Source organism: Psychrobacter sp. 4Dc, assembly GCF_002836715.1.
Lineage (GTDB): Bacteria > Pseudomonadota > Gammaproteobacteria > Pseudomonadales > Moraxellaceae > Psychrobacter.
Genome location: NZ_PJAT01000090.1, coordinates 15462 through 32365 on the forward strand (window position 1 = coordinate 15462; position 16904 = coordinate 32365).

13 protein-coding genes, 1 tRNA gene and 1 pseudogene are annotated in these 16904 nt (G+C 44.1%); 4 read left to right on the forward strand and 11 right to left on the reverse strand.

Features of this window, described 5'->3' with window-relative positions:
- Positions 1-35 precede the first annotated feature (35 nt).
- The gene (locus CXF61_RS06600) at positions 36-668 is read left to right on the forward strand and encodes an ATP-binding cassette domain-containing protein (RefSeq protein ID WP_165597624.1); all 633 of its coding nucleotides are present in this window, start codon (positions 36-38) and stop codon (positions 666-668) included.
- 67 nt (positions 669-735) lie between these two features.
- Positions 736-1362 (forward strand): CDP-alcohol phosphatidyltransferase family protein, encoded by a 627-nt coding sequence (locus CXF61_RS06605; protein WP_165597625.1) that lies wholly within the window; start codon positions 736-738, stop codon positions 1360-1362.
- Positions 1363-1406: 44 nt separating this feature from the next.
- Here CXF61_RS06605 and CXF61_RS06610 read toward each other — a convergent pair whose 3' ends face one another.
- From CXF61_RS06610 to speB, 7 genes and pseudogenes are all read right to left on the reverse strand, one after another.
- Positions 1407-2018 (reverse strand): TetR/AcrR family transcriptional regulator, encoded by a 612-nt coding sequence (locus CXF61_RS06610; protein ID WP_165597626.1) that lies wholly within the window; start codon positions 2016-2018, stop codon positions 1407-1409.
- 236 nt (positions 2019-2254) lie between these two features.
- The gene (locus tag CXF61_RS06615) at positions 2255-3793 is read right to left on the reverse strand and encodes an aldehyde dehydrogenase family protein (protein WP_227526618.1); all 1539 of its coding nucleotides are present in this window, start codon (positions 3791-3793) and stop codon (positions 2255-2257) included.
- A gap of 155 nt (positions 3794-3948) precedes the next feature.
- Positions 3949-5355 carry a YjiH family protein gene (locus CXF61_RS06620; protein WP_165597627.1) on the reverse strand — a complete coding sequence of 469 codons (1407 nt, stop codon included), beginning with the start codon at positions 5353-5355 and terminating at the stop codon, positions 3949-3951.
- A pseudogene (dld, locus tag CXF61_RS06630) lies at positions 5336-6538 on the reverse strand (D-lactate dehydrogenase). The gene CXF61_RS06620 and the pseudogene dld overlap by 20 nt, the downstream one beginning before the upstream one ends.
- A gap of 41 nt (positions 6539-6579) precedes the next feature.
- Positions 6580-6990 carry a hypothetical protein gene (locus CXF61_RS06635; RefSeq protein ID WP_165597630.1) on the reverse strand — a complete coding sequence of 137 codons (411 nt, stop codon included), beginning with the start codon at positions 6988-6990 and terminating at the stop codon, positions 6580-6582.
- A 104-nt stretch (positions 6991-7094) separates the two neighbouring features.
- A complete protein-coding gene (locus CXF61_RS06640; protein WP_165597631.1) occupies positions 7095-8816 on the reverse strand; it encodes a 5-guanidino-2-oxopentanoate decarboxylase in 1722 nt (573 codons plus the stop codon).
- A 149-nt stretch (positions 8817-8965) separates the two neighbouring features.
- The gene (speB, locus tag CXF61_RS06645) at positions 8966-9934 is read right to left on the reverse strand and encodes an agmatinase (protein WP_057760617.1); all 969 of its coding nucleotides are present in this window, start codon (positions 9932-9934) and stop codon (positions 8966-8968) included.
- Positions 9935-10147: 213 nt separating this feature from the next.
- Here speB and CXF61_RS06650 point away from each other — a divergent pair, with 213 nt between their 5' ends.
- Positions 10148-11071 carry a LysR family transcriptional regulator gene (locus CXF61_RS06650; RefSeq protein WP_227526619.1) on the forward strand — a complete coding sequence of 308 codons (924 nt, stop codon included), beginning with the start codon at positions 10148-10150 and terminating at the stop codon, positions 11069-11071.
- A gap of 155 nt (positions 11072-11226) precedes the next feature.
- Here the strand turns inward: CXF61_RS06650 and CXF61_RS06655 are convergent, their stop codons facing one another.
- The 4 genes from CXF61_RS06655 to CXF61_RS06670 all read right to left on the reverse strand — a co-directional run bounded on the left by CXF61_RS06655 (position 11227) and on the right by CXF61_RS06670 (position 16353).
- Positions 11227-13017, reverse strand: coding sequence for a potassium/proton antiporter (locus CXF61_RS06655; RefSeq protein WP_165597632.1), 1791 nt, complete (start codon positions 13015-13017; stop codon positions 11227-11229).
- A 165-nt stretch (positions 13018-13182) separates the two neighbouring features.
- Positions 13183-13935 (reverse strand): IS5 family transposase, encoded by a 753-nt coding sequence (locus tag CXF61_RS06660; RefSeq protein ID WP_165597633.1) that lies wholly within the window; start codon positions 13933-13935, stop codon positions 13183-13185.
- A gap of 221 nt (positions 13936-14156) precedes the next feature.
- Positions 14157-14492, reverse strand: a complete 336-nt coding sequence (locus CXF61_RS06665) for a GlpM family protein (RefSeq protein WP_224737711.1) — start codon at positions 14490-14492, stop codon at positions 14157-14159.
- 190 nt (positions 14493-14682) lie between these two features.
- Positions 14683-16353 carry an alpha-keto acid decarboxylase family protein gene (locus CXF61_RS06670; protein ID WP_165597634.1) on the reverse strand — a complete coding sequence of 557 codons (1671 nt, stop codon included), beginning with the start codon at positions 16351-16353 and terminating at the stop codon, positions 14683-14685.
- Positions 16354-16613: 260 nt separating this feature from the next.
- Between CXF61_RS06670 and CXF61_RS06675 the strand changes: the two genes are divergently transcribed.
- Positions 16614-16688: transfer RNA gene (locus tag CXF61_RS06675), tRNA-Gly, on the forward strand.
- Positions 16689-16904 lie beyond the last annotated feature (216 nt).

Here is a 16904-nt window from a genome sequence, read left to right on the forward strand (position 1 = left end):
AATTAGTTGTAAAAAACGCAAATAAAGGGTTCCTGATGCCATCATCTCTACAGATAAAAGACTTACAGCTGTTTCGTCAAAACGAGCAGTTATTGAGTATCAATGAGCACATCGCTGGTGGCGACATCCTAACCGTGATGGGCCCTTCTGGTAGTGGCAAATCCAGCTTACTGAACTGGCTAACAGGCACTTTGGCGAGCGATTTTACCGCGACGGGTACTGTCTGGTTAAACGATAAAAATGTGACTCACCTGCCAGCCCATTTGCGCCGTATTGGGGTGCTGTACCAAGATGCACTGCTGTTTTCGCACCTATCAGTCGCGGGCAACATTGCTTTTGCTATGCCAAAAGGAAATAAGAGACAGCGAGTTGAAAAAATAGCGCAGTCTTTAGCTCAAGTAGGATTAGAAGGGATGGGAGATCGTCATCCTGATAACCTATCAGGTGGTCAACAAGCACGTGTCGCCCTACTACGCACGCTGCTAAGTGAGCCCAAAGCGATACTACTTGATGAGCCCTTTAGCAAGCTCGATACCCAGCTGAGAATGGATACGCGGCAATTGGTGTTTGAGCAAATTCGTACTCATAAGTTGCCTGCTATTATGGTCACGCACGACCAAAGCGACGCTGAAGCAGCCAATGGTAAAGTTATTTACGTAGGACAATAGTCTTGTAGATTAAAGCCAAAAATCTAGCTAAAGTATCAAAATAAGCAAAATATAAAAGGCAGCTCGCATGTTAGACAAGTTCATTACGCCCGTGATCAAGCCGCTGCTAACCCCAATAGTAGCGACATTGCATAAGCTCGGCATCACAGCTGATCAGCTTACGGTAGCTGGATTCTTGGTTGGTATGTTGGCACTACCACTCCTCGCGTTTGAGCTATGGTATGGCGCGCTAGCAGCGATTATATTGAATCGTATCTTGGATGGGCTTGATGGCGCGTTGGCACGTTACGCACAGCAAAGCTCAAGCGCTGGCGGTTACTTAGATATCACGCTCGACTTCTTGTTTTATGCAGCCGTACCGCTTGGGTTTATCTTGGCCAATCCTGCCCAAAATGCCATTGCAGGCGCGTTGTTATTATCGGCATTTATCGGGACAGGTTCGAGCTTTTTGGCCTTTGCAATTTCTGCAGAAAAGTTTCAATTAGACAAGCCTCAGTTTAAATATAAGAGCTTTTATTATCTCAACGGTCTCACTGAAGGCACTGAAACGATTGCTATCTTTATCGCTTTTTGCATTTGGCCGCAGCATTTTGTGCTACTGGCTGGTATCTTTGCTACTGCCTGTGCTATTACTATTTTTACCCGTATACATGGTGGGTATCATACTCTTAAACAGCTAGAATCTTCTAAGTAAGCGTCTGAAGATATATGCCGTCTTGAACACCCGATTATGACATTCTAAGCGTTTACTGAGTTATCGAGTCGCAACTCTTCTATAGATAAGGCCATATCTTCAGCAAGGGCGTGTACTGTCGAGCTTTCTACATCACGCTGTGCAAAAGCACGCAGACCCATGACTTCTGCCTGTAGGCGGCGACCAAGTCTAACCGGATCAAGCTCACTATCCATCTCACCGACATTCTGCGCTTCTCTAAAGCATTCTATAAAGCGTGTCTCCATACCTGCCAGCAGCATTTCCACCTTGGTTAACGCTGTTTGTTCACGCGCACCAAGCTCTAGTAAGCTTTTGACCAACATACAAGCACGGCTCGGTAACGCTTTATCACGAATCCCGCCAAGCTGACGTATGTAAGCCGCAAGGCCCAATAAAGGCGTTTTATGATGGCTCAATACTCGCTCAAGTTCAGTCAATCCTAGACGCGCATAATATTCTAGTGCTTCTTGAAACAGTCCCTCTTTATTGCCAAAAGCTGCGTAGATACTGCCTGGGCGCATATCAAGTGCTTGCTCGATATCCTTTAATGAGGTGGCATGATAGCCATTTTGCCAAAAAAGCTGTAGCGCACGCTCCAAGGCATCATGACGGTTGTAAAGTGCGGTGCGTGACATAATGTGCCTCATTTAAAAAGCCGTGACCTCATATAAAAATGGGCACGGCTATAAAACTTGAATGATTGCTCAATTTTATCCTGAATGGGTGCGACAGTAAAGTTAATATAAGAAATGGTCTGGTAAACAAACGTAATGCTAGGGCGCGACTTAGCTATCAGCAATCACTCTACAATAATTCAACAGTCATGCTGATAGCTAGTAAATGGTCTCTACAGTGGCTAGTGATAATCTAGTTAAAAATCCAATTGATCGGTCAGTAATACGTGTTTGCTCTTCTGATAAGCGGACAAACCATCACCGCCCAACTCACGGCCGATACCGCTTTGCTTAAATCCGCCCCATCCTGCTTCTGGCAGTACGATTTGTTGCTCGTTAATCCAGATATGCCCGGCTTTTATTTGTAGCGACATCTCAAGCGCAGCAGTCTCATCGGCGCTCACGATGGTAGCTGCTAGAGCAAACTTGCTATCATTAGCTAGGCGAATAGCCTCTGCATTGTCGATAAAGGTTGTACTGACTAATACAGGCCCAAACACTTCCTCCATCCATAATTGGCTGGTCGTTGGTACGTCTGTATAAATCGTTGGGGTTGCAAAATATCCTGAACCAGTAACTATCTCGCCACCAGTCAAACAAGCAAGATGTTCGTCAGCGGCAATATCAAAGAACTTCTTAACTTGATTCAGCTGCTGCTCGCTCACCAATGGACCCATTTGCGTATCTGTCGCGAAACCATCACCTATTTGCAAACTTTCCGTTTTTACTTTTAACGTCTCAAAAAGCTGTTCAGCGATGTCTTGATGAACAACCAATCGCGACGTGGCCGAGCATATCTGACCAGCATTGGTAAATATACCGCCAATAATTAAATCACAAGCGTAGTCAATATCAGCATCTGCACAGACCACAATAGCAGACTTGCCACCCAGCTCTAGGCTAATGTCTTTGATGCCTTTTGCTGCTTGGATCATGACCTTTTCGCCGACTACATTACTACCAGTAAAAGACACTTTGTCAATCAGCGGATGACTGGTCATAGCAGTGCCCACTTCAGCAGCACCCGGTAAAATATTAACCACCCCTTTTGGCAAGCCTATCTCAGATAGGATATTACCTAGCATAAGCTCTGGTAGTAGTGTCACCTCAGACGGTTTTAATAGCACGGTACAACCTGCCGCTAGCGCAGGTGCCAGCTTCCAAGAAGTCGTTACCATTGGGAAATTCCAAGGGGTAATCAGCGCACAAATACCCACTGGCGAGTATGTCTTTAACAAACGAATACCCGATTCAAGCGTTGATACTTTAGACCATGTTGCCTGATCTGTGATGAGATTGGCATAATAACGATAGCAAGCGATGGCATCGCCGACGTCTATCTTTGCTTCTTCAATTGGCTTACCGTTGTTTAATACAGACAGTCCAACCAACTTATCGAATTGCTGCTCCATAGACTCTGCAATCGCATTTAGATAGCGGGCACGCTCACTTACACTAGTCTGTGACCAGCCAGCAAAAGCTTCATCAGCCGCTTTAACTGCCTGCTCTACATGGGCACTGGTGCATAAGCGTGTCGTTGCAATCACCTCGCCTGAATTTGGATCATACAACACATGGTTATTTGTATTATCAAAGCTTGCATCACCAGAATCGGTCACAGGTGCTGCAATCGTAACCCAGTCACCATTGATATAAGCGGCATTTAATACAACTTCGTTTTGAGCCGTTTGTATGGCAGTTTCTCTGGTTAATTCTGTAGAGTTCAGCATTTCCATAATGGTCAATCGCCTTATATGTTTGATCAAATTGTCTTTATGTGCGTAACGTCCGTAATGTGATTGGCTAAACGGTCGGTTTAACTGACTACAGAAAAACCGACCATTTGCATATTATCGTCAGGCTAGATGCCTTATGAATACTAGACGCGTCACTAATACAGTAGATGCGCCACTGAGGTGATAACTACCAAGCTGATAAGCGTACGAAGGATAAAGATTAAAAATAGCTCTAATACATTTAGCTTAATATTTGATTTCAAAATCAGCGCACCCACTTCAGACATATAGATAATCTGAGTAATTGAGGCAGCTCCAACGATGAATCGTGTCATCTCACTTTCAATGCTTTTGCCGACTAGCGCTGGCAAGTACATATCTGCAAAGCCCATAATCATGGCAGGTGCAGCCTTTGCCGCCTCTGGAATCTGTAACCACTCAAGTAGTGGTACAAGTGGTGTTGCAAGCCAATTAAAGACTGGCGTGTATTCTGCTAGGCCAAGACCTATGGTACCGATAGCAAAGATAACAGGAATCAGTCCAAAATAGATATCAAGCAGATTGTGTACGCTGCGTTTGAACACTTTACCTAAGCTTGGCATAGAGTGCGCGCGAGTAACCGCACGATTGACTGCCCACTGGTACGTTGTATATTCAGCAGGAATACCTTCATCTAGCATGCTTTTGCCAGAATGATACGTATCAGGCTTAAGTGATAATGGTGGTATACGCGGCATGATAATCGCAGCGATGAAACCGGTTAGCGCAATGGTCAGATAAAAGAAGACGAAGTTATTGTCTACACCGATGGTTTTGGCAACCACATAGGTAAAGGCGATAGAAGTGACTGAAAATGTAGTCGCGATAATGGCGGCTTCACGCTGACTGTAGAAGCTTTTGTCATACTCTTGCATAGTGACTAGCAAGCCGATAGACGCTGCACCAAACCAAGAAGACATTGCATCGACAGCAGAACGACCAGGTAGTTTGAAAAGTTTGATAAACACTTTACTGGCTAAGGTACCCAAAAATTCCATCAAGCCAAAATCAGTCAAAAATGGCAGCGATAAAATGGCAAAGAAGAACAACGGAATTAAGACAGGAATCAAATCTTCAAAAATGACACCGCCCGTATTACGATTGATAATAAACTCGGGGCCGACTTGCAGGAAAATCATCCAAACAAACAACATACCTAAAAAACGCGTGGACAGCCAAAACCAATCAACATTAAAAAGCTTTTTTACCAGTGAATCTTCATGCAAATTAGGCTTTAACGCTTTGACTGCCAGTGCACCAAGAGCGGAGATAGTCACTATCGCCATAGCAATATAGGCTACCAATCCACCTAACACGGACTGTAGCGTATCGGTCAATACACCTAATAAGATTGTGACCTTACCATTCCACTCAAACGGTATGATAAAAAGTGCGATACCTAGTGCTGAAAACAATAGGAACTTCCACATTGCTGCACGCCACTGTCCTGCTTTTGGCGTTTCTGGATCAACCGTATTATTCCCTAAAATCGGCTGCTGCGACTTATCCATGTAACTCGTCATTTAATTTCTCCTTAATGGGCGATGATTGCCAGTTTTTCCATTTCTCTGTCTGACCAATACCTGGGTTGAGCGAATTGGTTGGATCCAGTTTTTTATAAAAATAATGTAGCTCAGTTTTAGCAGGATACACATGCCCCACGTTGTGCTCAGCAGGATACTCAATATGACGTTGGTCATAAAATGCCAGCAGGTCTTCCTTGAATTGCTTCGCATTGGTCTTAGGTTTCAATAAATAGTCTTAGTGCATGACATGACAGAAAAAATGCCCCAGATAAAAGGCTTTACTGACTTGTTTTTGTAAATGTTCAGGTAGAGTCTCGTCCCAATCTACGGCATTTCTAGGTAAAGCAATATCGGTCGATAGCAGCTCGCCAAACTTATCTTGATTTAAATTGTGATAACGAAACATGGCAGCGGTCGCGGCACTGCGAAATACCAATAACGTTTGCGATTCAAGCTCTGTGCATACATGCAGCGCACCTTGATATTGCTGCATATGATTTTGCAAAAAATCCTGCGCAGCAGCGATATTGTTGCCATCGTTTTTATTAGAATCTTTATTAATGCCATTATCAAAGTCGTTACCAAAACCATCTGCGACTTTTATAATCAAATGGTATTTATATGAGAGCGCTTGCGTACTCAAAGTGGCTGGTAATGACGGCGGCATAAACCTAGATGTCAGTTGCAGTATTCGATCTGGCAGCGTCTTTGGAAGATGCCATTTATCCAGATAGTAGCCAATCTTTGCTTGCAGTCGATACAGCGCCCCTATCTTGCTAGCAGGAAGCTTACGCATGCTCAAGCAAGTGTCTCGACCATAGTGCATCGTGATGTCGTTATAGTTTTTGTGCATATACTCAGCCAACACGGGCAATTTCAACTCGCTTTTTAACCATTGTTTTCTGAGTGTGGTCAAGGTGTCAGCGTCGTTGGTCGAGATATAAAATGTTTGCTCGTGTTTAGGCTTGGCAAAGGTCGCTACCCTCACTGCAAATACGATGACCTTGCCAGCTGAGCCAGATGCTTCGTACAGACCGTTGGGATCATTATTAAATCTAGCAGGTGTCTCTGCCTCACAATCACGGACTTTATGTTGATAATGATGGTTGGTACAGACTTTACCATCGCTTGCACTATCTGACGCTTCGCTAAATGTGCCAGCTTGCAGGTTCTCTAGCATTTCCTCTGGATGCGACCCCAAATCCAGTCCCAGATGATTGATTAACTCAAACGCTCCTGAGGTATTGCGTCTGGCAAAGCAACCAGTTCTGCTGCATCATTAAGTAAATGCACACCGCCCAATAACTGCATAGAAATTACGACTAATGGCCTGTCATAATCCCCATTCGGAGTTGAGCCACCTGTTAAGCCTGTATTGGCCGCTTGAGCAATGATAATTACATCAAAAGCAGCACAGATATTAATGACGCGCCATAGTGCCACAAGAGAGTGCGGTATCACAACTGCGACGGTAGCGTCTGTGATAGCCTCAATTGCACCTTGCACATAAGACTGCTGTTGGCTAGGTTTTGTCAATACATTGGTCGTACCAACGACAACAGCAAGCGCCGTCAACAAACGCGGTATTTGCTCATGTCTACTTTCTGACATTTCTCTAGCATTGGGCGTCATGAAGGTGCTTCCTTGCGTAACCAGCGTTTGTCATTTTTTTGTCGTTTTTTAGAACTGTGACTATCGGTCTCGTGATTATCCGTGGCATTAGCGCCGGTATTACTTTAACTAAAATAAGTCACTGTCTCAGCCATTTCTTTTAGAAAGTCGTCTGCTTCATCAATCTCATAAATGATTGGTTGTTTACCCTTAGTGTCTGTTTCTAATGCGTCTAGCAATTGCTGCTTATCAGTGATTCTGCGATAGCCAGCGCCAAATCCTGCTGCTAATGGCTCAAAGTTTGGCGTTTTGATATTGACGCCAATCAATAGTAGGCCGCCCTCTTCCATATAACGACGTATCTCACCGTAGCCTTGGTTGTTCCATAGCAAAACGATCAATGGCAGCTCAAGCTCGGCTGCGCAGATGAGCTCAGCAATCGTAAATTGAATGCCGCCATCACCCATTAGACTGATGACAGGTAGATTTGAGCCAACCATGGCCCCAATAGCAGCAGGCAAACCATAACCTAATGTGCCAAAACCCGTCGATGAATTAAACCATTTACGAGTCGCTAAGGCTTCTAGGCCAAGGTTGCCACTGTAGACAGGCTGCGTTGAATCACCAACGAAAATAACGTCTTCTACTTCATCTCTAATTAGCTTTAGTAAGGCATTTTGACCCGCAAAGTCTGTCGTTACATCCTTCAAGATGGCTTGTTTTGTCTCATTGACACGTGACAGTGCTTGATGATCAAGTGTCTGACCTTCTAAGCGACTACATAAACCACTAATCGCCATTTGCGCGTCAGACAGTACCGCAATATCTGCTCTAAACGGACGCTGCAATTGCTGGGCATCACAGTCGATACGTACCAGCGTGCCGTTGATTTTGAACTCACCATTAAAGAACACATCATAGTCAGTCTCGCCAAGCTCAGTACCAATCGCTAACACCCAATCCGCCTCGGTAATCACGGCTCGGCCTGCTTCTAATGACTGATTGCTACCTAAACTTAATGGATGACCAGGTGGCAGCAAGCCTTTTGCATTAATCGTCAAAAACGTTGGCGCATCTATCAGCTCTGCCAATCGTTGTGCATCTTGATCGACATCAACACAGCCGCCTCCATAAAGTATTACAGGGTTTTTCGCGGTTTGTAATGACTGCACGATTAGGTCTAATTGCGTAGGATTCGGCAATGGTCTTGTGACCTGTGGTAGGCTCAAATTATTTGTACTAGCTTCGCTATTTGCTACAGCATTTAAACTAGGCGGCTTAGCAACATGACTGGCATCAGCGGTGATGACATCGATAGGCAGCTGAATATGTACAGGGCCAGGACGTGCCCCATTAAATAAGGCAAAAGCTTCTGCAATGACCTTCGGTAGCGACTCAGGTTGCCAAATGGTCTTACTCGTCAATGCTACTTTACTAATCATGCCTTGCTGATCGTGAAGCTCATGTAAATGCCCTTCGCCACTACCTGTGTCTTTTACTTTATTGACACTAGAGATTACTAGCATCGGTATCGAATCAGCCAGTGCTTGCGCCATCGCTGTCATAATGTTAGTCATACCAGGGCCAGTGATGATAAAGCATACGCCGATTTTTCCAGAAGCACGGTAGTAGCCATCTGCCATAAACCCAGCGCCTTGTTCGTGACGCGGTGTCACATGACGGATATTGGTATTTGGCAGACCGCGATACAGCTCTACCGTGTGTACACCAGGGATACCAAAAACGGTCTCTACACCATAATACTCTAGCCACTGCACCAACAGCTCACCGCAGGTCAATGATGATGTATCAGTCAAATGAGAAGGCGTTTGCGTCAATTGGGTCATGGGTCAGTCATCCTAAAAAATTTCGCTGAATATGCAGATAATTATCAATACCTCAAAACAACCTTTGTATTTTTTCTTTCATACCGATTATTAGTCACTAATTAATGGCTGCAAAGGCTGCTCATTATAGAGGTAATCATTGATGGTGATTAGTAAACCGCCTTAACCTTGTCGTCATAGCGTACGCCCGGCAGGATGCATAGCATCTCGAACAATAAGTTCGCCGCCAATACCGAAGTATTACCAAATGGATCATACGGTGGTGATACTTCAACTAAGTCCCCACCTACCACATCTAGGCCGCGCATACCGCGAATGATTTCGATACCTTGAGTAGAGGTCAGACCACCGATTTCAGCAGTACCCGTACCTGGGGCAAACGCAGGATCAATACCGTCGATATCGAAGCTCAAATAGACAGGACCATCTCCTAGCTTTTCGCGTACTTCAGCCATGAGCGGTGTTAGCGACTTATACCAGCACTCTTCAGCAGGTACCACACGGAATCCTTGCTCAGTTGACCAGTCAAACTCTTCAGCGCTATAGCCTGTACCACGTAGACCAATTTGCACCACACGATTACCATCGATGAGGTTTTCTTCAACAGCGCGGCGGAATGGCGTACCGTGCGCGATTTTTTCACCAAACATATCATCATTGATATCAGCATGGGCATCGATGTGTACCATGCCGACAGGGCCGTGTTTTTTAGCAAGTGCACGCAGGATAGGCAATGCAATAGTATGATCGCCACCTAGTGTTAGAGGAATCGCGCCGTGTTTGACGATTTTATCGGTATAGAATTTTTCGATGATATCAACGCTTTTTAGCAGGTTGAATGTATTGATAGGCACATCGCCGATGTCAGCGACTTGTAATGACTCAAAAGGCGCAGCACGAGTGGCCACATTGTAGGGACGAATCATTCTTGACTCATCACGAATCTGTCTAGGACCCAATCTTGCACCGCTACGGTTGGATGCACCAATATCTAAAGGTACGCCAACGAACGCCACATCTAACCCTTCAGCATCGGCTTGAGTTGGCAGACGCATCATAGAAGCGAAACCGCCAAATCTTGGCATATCGTTGCCGCTTAATGGTTGATTGAATGTCATAAGTTACTTCCTTGTTCTATTTGGTTTAAGTACACAATTTGCTACATGCCATTGACAATACATAAATATAAGAGAAGGAACCATGGTAAAATTTAGAAGTAAACTTCTATTTTTTCGTACTAAAGTGCGCTTATAGGTCACTATCAGAAGTTTATGAGAGGCAGTATTGATTGAAAGAAAGGTGATATTGATTTAATAAATAAGGAGCCGCTTTTGATATTGGATGAACTGATAAAGATAGACATCAAAACACTACGCAGCTTTATGGCTATCGTAGAGTGCCAAGGCGTGACGGCCGCGCAGTCGCGTTTGAATGTCACTACTTCTGTGATCAGTGGGCATTTGAAGCATTTAGAAGACCGCTTAGGCATGACGCTATGTCATCGTGGTCGAGCAGGATTCAAACTCACGGAGGACGGTGCGGCGGTGTATGAGGCATGTTTGGGCTTTACCGAATCAGTCGCCAGCTTTCAACATCAGCTGCATTATATTAAACAATTAGACTCAGTTCACGGCGGGCACATCAGGCTTTGCTTGATTGATCAGATGCCCAAGTTTTTTTATGATGCGCTTAGACAACGTCTAGCCAACAGCTACCGTAATAACCCGTTAATACACTTTTCTATCGACGTACAAAGCCCTGAGAGCATGTTAGAAAAGCTCTTAAGTAACGAGAGTGACATTGGCGTGGGTTATTTTGGCAGCTTTCCACCTTTACTGACTTTTAAGCCAGCATTTGTTGAAAAGCAAGTGGTCTGTTGTGGTCGCGAGCATAGATTGTTTTACAACTCAGAAGGATTAACTTTTGAGGATTTAGAACAGAACTATCCGTGGATAAAAAGAGGCTATGTGGTAGAGCATCATATCAATCATATTCGTCCCAAGACGTTAAGCGCGACTACTTATCATATGGAGGCGACAGCGCAGCTTATCCTAGCAGGTCATCATGTGGGTTATTTGCCACGCGATCTAGCAATGCGCTATGAAGAGATGGGGCTGATGAAAATACTACTGCCTGATGAGGCAAGCTATGAAGTGAAGCATCACTGGGCATACCGAGAAAACCTACACAAACATGTGGCAGATTTTTTGAATAAAATGATAAATTTGTTGTCAGAGAATTATTCTAAAGCCTAATTTATCAGCAGATTTTGCTACTCGGATTCTCAGTGTTTCTTAATCACAGTGTCCTAATAGCTGGTGCATTGTCTTGTATTGAAAGTAATGCCTTTAAAGACAAGGCTTTATCTTACTGTTTTGATCATCAGCTGTTAACAATTTGCGACAAAATTTTAGGCGGTCGCTGCTTGGTCTTGGTACTTTAGACCAATGGTTCTTAGCTTCCCTTTGTCATCGACTTCCTTAATAACCAATGACCATTCATCGCTTATCACAACAGTATCGCCTGACACTGGCGCAGTACCTAAGTGTGATTTCACGTACTCGGCCACCGTCTGCTCCCACATGTTTTTTGCGCTGTCTTCATCGGACGTTTTAAGTGTTTTTACCAATGTCTCAGACGCCATAATTCCTGTAAAAAATGGCAAGTCTCCAAGCTTAACACTTGGTGATAGCAACCAATCGCCATAGAAGTCATCGATAGCTTTGCGATCTAATGTCGTGTCATTAAAAATCTTAGCGATTTTGCTAGCGTGATTACCTCTCATCGCATACCAGACACTGTCACCGAATTTTAGCTTTGTGTTGTCATCGACTACTACGATTTGCTGATTACGGACTAGCGCAAAGACACTGATTTCATCTGGGTTAATACCTTTGGAGATACCCATAGGATGACGCCCAATGGCAAATGCGCCCGACTTTGCCTCAAACTCATACAGCGTGATACTGGCCTTATCGGATACCCAGACTTCATGCTCCTCTTTTGGGTCTTTATTGGTCGGAATACGTACTTTAAACAGATTGGCCATCGTCGGGATGGTTGTACCTTGCAAAATCAACGACAGAACCACGACGCCAAAGGCAATATCAAACAGCATAAAGGCGTTATCTATCCCAGCCATGACGGGTAAAATTGCCAAGGTAATAGGCACTGCACCGCGCAAACCAACCCAAGAGATAAACCCAATCTCTCTGTCTTTAAATTTGAAAGGTTTTACGCTGGTATAGACGGCAATAGGACGCGCGACAAAGATCATAAAGAGCGCGATTGCAACCGAATAATGCCAGACATTGAGGACGTTTGATGGAGTGACCAGCAGTCCTAATACTACGAAAAGCACTGCTTGTGATAGCCAAGCAAAGCTGTCCATCACTCGCATGACATGTTCTGTTGAGCGCACCTTGTGGTTGCCGATTAACACACCAGTGAGGTATACCGCCAAAAATCCACTGCCGCCAATAAGATTGGTCGCGGCGAACACAGCCAAGCCAGCGGAGAGGATTAAAATGGCGTACATGCCTTCTGCTAAATGCACCTTGGGCAATAATCGGGATAAAAAATAACCGAACAATAAGCCCATGCCTAGCCCAAAGCTCAGCTGCTGTAGCAATAAAACTAAAAAGCCAAATACTGTCTGACCATCAGGATCAACATTTAGCGCAATCAAACCAGTGACTAACAAAATAGCCAAGGGATCGTTGGCACCAGACTCAAGTTCAAGCGTTGCTTGTACACGGTCATTAAGCTTGACGCCGCCATTACGTAATAGAGAAAATACCGCTGCTGCATCGGTTGAGCCGACAATTGCTGCCATCAGTAGACCAAAACGCCAATCGACATCGAGCAGCCAAGTGACAAACACCCCTAGCACCATGACCGTGACCAACACGCCCCACGTGGCCAGCGTAATCGCAGGTTTTAGACCCACTCGAAATGATTTAAAGGATGTACGTAAACCACCATCTAGCAAGATACAGGCTAAGGCGGCCTGCCCAACGAAATTGGCTAGCGCATATTGAGAGAACTCAATACCCAAGATACCCTGCTCGCCTGCCAACATACCCACTATCAAAAACAGCAACAACAATGGTACGCCTAAGCGCGCCGATAATGTACTCGCCATGATACTGGCGAAAATTAGTACTGCGCCTACGAGATACAGGATATTTAAGGTATCCATTTTTTTTGAGCCCTACTTTTTATTATTAAGAATAGTAATTGATTGCGATGGGTTTTTCGTTATCTTGCTGTTAGTAAATATTACACCAGTGAGCCTATCATAAGCGGCCGTTATTCAAAATATGAATGACAATTATTTATAATGACATTAGGGCGTGTTGAACATTCATAATTTGAGCCAGATATAAGCACAAGCAAGAGCGACCGTATTTTCATAACTCTGCTTGAGCTTATCAAATCTAGTGGCAACCGCCCTATACTGTTTTAGCTTAGCGAAAGCGTTTTCTACTAGATGCCTGGCTTTATATAAGTCCCAGTCCATATGGTCGTTAGAAGACTGAGTGTTTCGTTTTCGAGGGATGTTATCCTGCGTCCCTGCTTGTTCAATATGGGCTCGTAGTGCATCAGAATCGTAGCCTTTATCGGCACATAAAACCTCTGTATCATTCAAGTCAACCTTGTCTACTAAATCAGGTGCGACTTTAACATCGTGGGTTGTGCCATCTGACAAGATAAAGGTAATCGGATTGCCATGCGCATCAACTGCTAAGTGAATCTTGGTCGCGCGGCCTGCCACACTTTTGCCAATGGATTGTAGGTTCTCATTGCCACTACTGCTGTGCTGATGCGCTTTAATATGAGTGCCATCGATAAAGACCCACTCAAGGTCTGCGTCTTTGATCAGTAACGTAAATAATGCAATCAGCTTATTACTGCGAAACCAGCGCTGGTAAGCTTTATAGATGGTATTAGGCTTGCCAAAATACTCGGGTAAGTCGCGCCAAGGACAGCCAACACGCATGCGATAAAGCACGCCTTCAACCGTTTGTCTAAGATTTCCTTTGTCATAGATATTAAGTTCTAGTAATATAGGTTTCAGTCTTGTCCAGTGTTCATCTTTGAGCATAGTGCGAGGCATAGCGAACGATATCTTTTTTGTGTGAGAACTTAAAGATTAACCGTTCGCTATTTTTTTTGCCATTAATTTATACCCAATGTTCAACACGCCCTAGCATCACCATCAGAACTAACAGCCAATACTAAATCAATAAAAATACTTCAATAAAAAACGCTCTAATATTAAAGTTAAGCTTATAAAATGCTATTGCTGCGCTAAAAGAGTTTACCTCTTAATATTACTTAACCTTGAATGTATTGCCATGTCAGTACCAGAATCGCAGCCGCCACCGTCCAAGCGACCACACCTAATAGCAGTGCCTTGTATAAACTCATATAACTGATGCTAAAAAACACCACAAAGGTATAAATCAAATGCGGTATGACGCCAAGCATACTGAATATCAGCGCGACCTTTAAATCAGCGGGACTGCGCTCAGTACCAACGATAAAGTGACTGATTAACGTAAAAGTGGGGAATAGTGGCGCAAGTGCCGCCAAATAGAAAAATCGGGTTTGGGCGAACATTTGAATCGCCAGTACCATCAATGCGCCGATAAGCATTTTTAACCAAATCACGACGGGGCCATCTCCTGTTGACTATAAAGGCTGAACGTAGCCTAATCCGCCATAATACTAAAGTCTGCCAACTGACATAAGAGCAATTGCTGATTAATTAATCCGTATGATAAAAAAATGCAAAAAACCCCATCTCGCTATTTTGCTAAATGGGGCTGTTACTTCTATTAAGTAAGCTTTTACGAATGACTTAGTCCTTTTTTGGCTTTAGTGCCGCGCTGATGTCTGCTAGCAATGGCGGGATATCATGCTTGTCTGCAATCACCTCGATCATTACTAGCTTATCGGTAGTCGCAGCAGCTTTGTCGAGAGCAGATTTTAGCTCGCCTGCTGTCTCTGCTTTGAGTAGTACACTATTTTCTTCTGTCGCACCAAACGCTCGCGGCATGATTTGCCAATCGCATTTAGGAATATCGTTATAGTATTGGTTTTCGCCATGAATTGCGCGCTCTACCGTATAACCGTCATTGTTGATTAAGACGATTACAGGGTTGATGCGCTCTTGAATCATGACCGCTAGCTCTTGGATTGTTAGCAATGCTGAACCGTCCCCAATTAATAACACACTGCGCTTATCTGGTGATGCAATCGCCGCGCCCAAGCTGGCTGGCAACGTGTAACCAATTGAGCCCCACATCGGCTGTCCATATGACGTTACCCCTTCTGGCAGACGCACATCACTGATACCAAAATAGGCAGTCCCTTGTTCAGAAAACACCAAGTTATTGTGGTCTAAGCGGTCAGCGATAATATGCCATAAATCATCTTGGCGGATAGCCTCACTGTCTTTACCTTTTTGTTCATGCGGCTTAACTTCTTCACAGAAAGGTTTTGGTACGATATTAATGCCAGAGGTCATCACTTCATGTAGGGCCTGCAGCGCATCTTTTAGCGCAATCGGTGCAAAGTTCTTACCACTGATAGAAGCACGCTCATAATGCAAGTCTACGACCACATCTTCATTGATATCTTGGCTAAACCCTGCGGTAGTAGTGTCAGTGTATTGCACCCCTACTTTTATGAGACATTCGCAGTTTTCTACCGCATCTTTGACAATTGGACGCGAAGCAACACCCGCATAAGTGCCTGCCCAACGATCGCTATTTTCATCAAGCAGTGTCTTGCCCCAAGATAGCGTGGTATAAGGAATATCGGTATCAACGATCAATGCTTTGAGCTGTGACTGCAATCCCAAACGATGCACCATCAAATCTGCCATTAATGTCGTGGTCTTGTTTGGCAAAAACTCTGTTAATGCTTGCTTAAAATCTGATAATGCCGCTTGGCTAGTAATGTCTTCTTGACTATCGATCAACTTAGTCGTTGGTGGATAGATAGGCTGACGAGCAACATCTGGTGATAATAGTAAGTAACCTGGGCGATGCTTTTTGAGAATTAAGCGAATTACTCTATCAATTTCTGAGGCAGCGTTCTCAGGAGTAAGCTGCGCACGGGCTACCGTCACAGGCTCAACCATCTTAATAAAATGATTGAATACGCCATCGCCAAGCGAATGATGAATACGGCGCTTTGAGTCTTGTAGCGCTGTGCTTGGTGCACCTACGATATGCAATACCGGTGCGTACTCAGCAAAAGAACCTGCGGTCGCGTTAATCGCTGACAGCTCGCCTACACCAAAGGTTGTCACCATGGCGGCAAACCCACGCTCGCGTGCATAGCCATCGGCAGCATAGCCAGCATTTAGCTCATTGGTATTACCCACCCAGCGCAGCTTGTCAGAGGCGAGAACGTTATCCAAAAAAGTTAAGTTAAAATCACCAGGTACGCCAAATATCTCAGATGCGCCCGCTTCTGCGACACGATCAAACAAATAATCAGCGATGGTATATTGTTGACTCATTTTTTATCCTTATGACTTATCTTTGTAAGTATTGATAATTGTGAATATGATTACTGTTAAATTATAAAGTGCGTCCCAGCTTATTTATGTACTACAAAGCTTTTGGAATACATATTATAATAAACCGTTATAACATATATCTATGGCTAGAAGACATGCCTATTTTAATAACTTTAATTTTTTTCGTCATAGGTGTTGACACCTAAAAAAAACTGCGTATAATACGCCTTCATCAACTGACGATAGTTAATTGATAATTAGCGGGAATAGCTCAGTGGTAGAGCATAACCTTGCCAAGGTTGGGGTCGAGAGTTCGAATCTCTTTTCCCGCTCCAAATATGGCTTGAAAGAGCACTAAAATCCTCACTTCTTATTTAAGAAGTGAGGATTTTTTTTGCCTGATTTTCGGGGTCTACAACGTTTTTATATCTTATTGACCAATCAAACCATAATGAAAAAGCACCTATTGTTTATAGAGGTAGAAGACGACTACCCCTTCATATAGTCAGCCATTCAAGACCTAACTTCTAAGACTGTCTACATACTTAAGA

What these genes read in the sequence shown, in the direction of transcription:
- CXF61_RS06600 (WP_165597624.1), top strand. Translation starts at nt 36, where the DNA reads ATGCCATCATCTCTACAGATAAAAGACTTACAGCTGTTTCGTCAAAAC.
- CXF61_RS06605 (WP_165597625.1), top strand. Translation starts at nt 736, where the DNA reads ATGTTAGACAAGTTCATTACGCCCGTGATCAAGCCGCTGCTAACCCCA.
- CXF61_RS06610 (WP_165597626.1), bottom strand. Translation starts at nt 2,018, where the DNA reads ATGTCACGCACCGCACTTTACAACCGTCATGATGCCTTGGAGCGTGCG.
- CXF61_RS06615 (WP_227526618.1), bottom strand. Translation starts at nt 3,793, where the DNA reads ATGGAAATGCTGAACTCTACAGAATTAACCAGAGAAACTGCCATACAA.
- CXF61_RS06620 (WP_165597627.1), bottom strand. Translation starts at nt 5,355, where the DNA reads ATGACGAGTTACATGGATAAGTCGCAGCAGCCGATTTTAGGGAATAAT.
- CXF61_RS06635 (WP_165597630.1), bottom strand. Translation starts at nt 6,990, where the DNA reads ATGACGCCCAATGCTAGAGAAATGTCAGAAAGTAGACATGAGCAAATA.
- CXF61_RS06640 (WP_165597631.1), bottom strand. Translation starts at nt 8,816, where the DNA reads ATGACCCAATTGACGCAAACGCCTTCTCATTTGACTGATACATCATCA.
- speB (WP_057760617.1), bottom strand. Translation starts at nt 9,934, where the DNA reads ATGACATTCAATCAACCATTAAGCGGCAACGATATGCCAAGATTTGGC.
- CXF61_RS06655 (WP_165597632.1), bottom strand. Translation starts at nt 13,017, where the DNA reads ATGGATACCTTAAATATCCTGTATCTCGTAGGCGCAGTACTAATTTTC.
- CXF61_RS06660 (WP_165597633.1), bottom strand. Translation starts at nt 13,935, where the DNA reads ATGCCTCGCACTATGCTCAAAGATGAACACTGGACAAGACTGAAACCT.
- CXF61_RS06670 (WP_165597634.1), bottom strand. Translation starts at nt 16,353, where the DNA reads ATGAGTCAACAATATACCATCGCTGATTATTTGTTTGATCGTGTCGCA.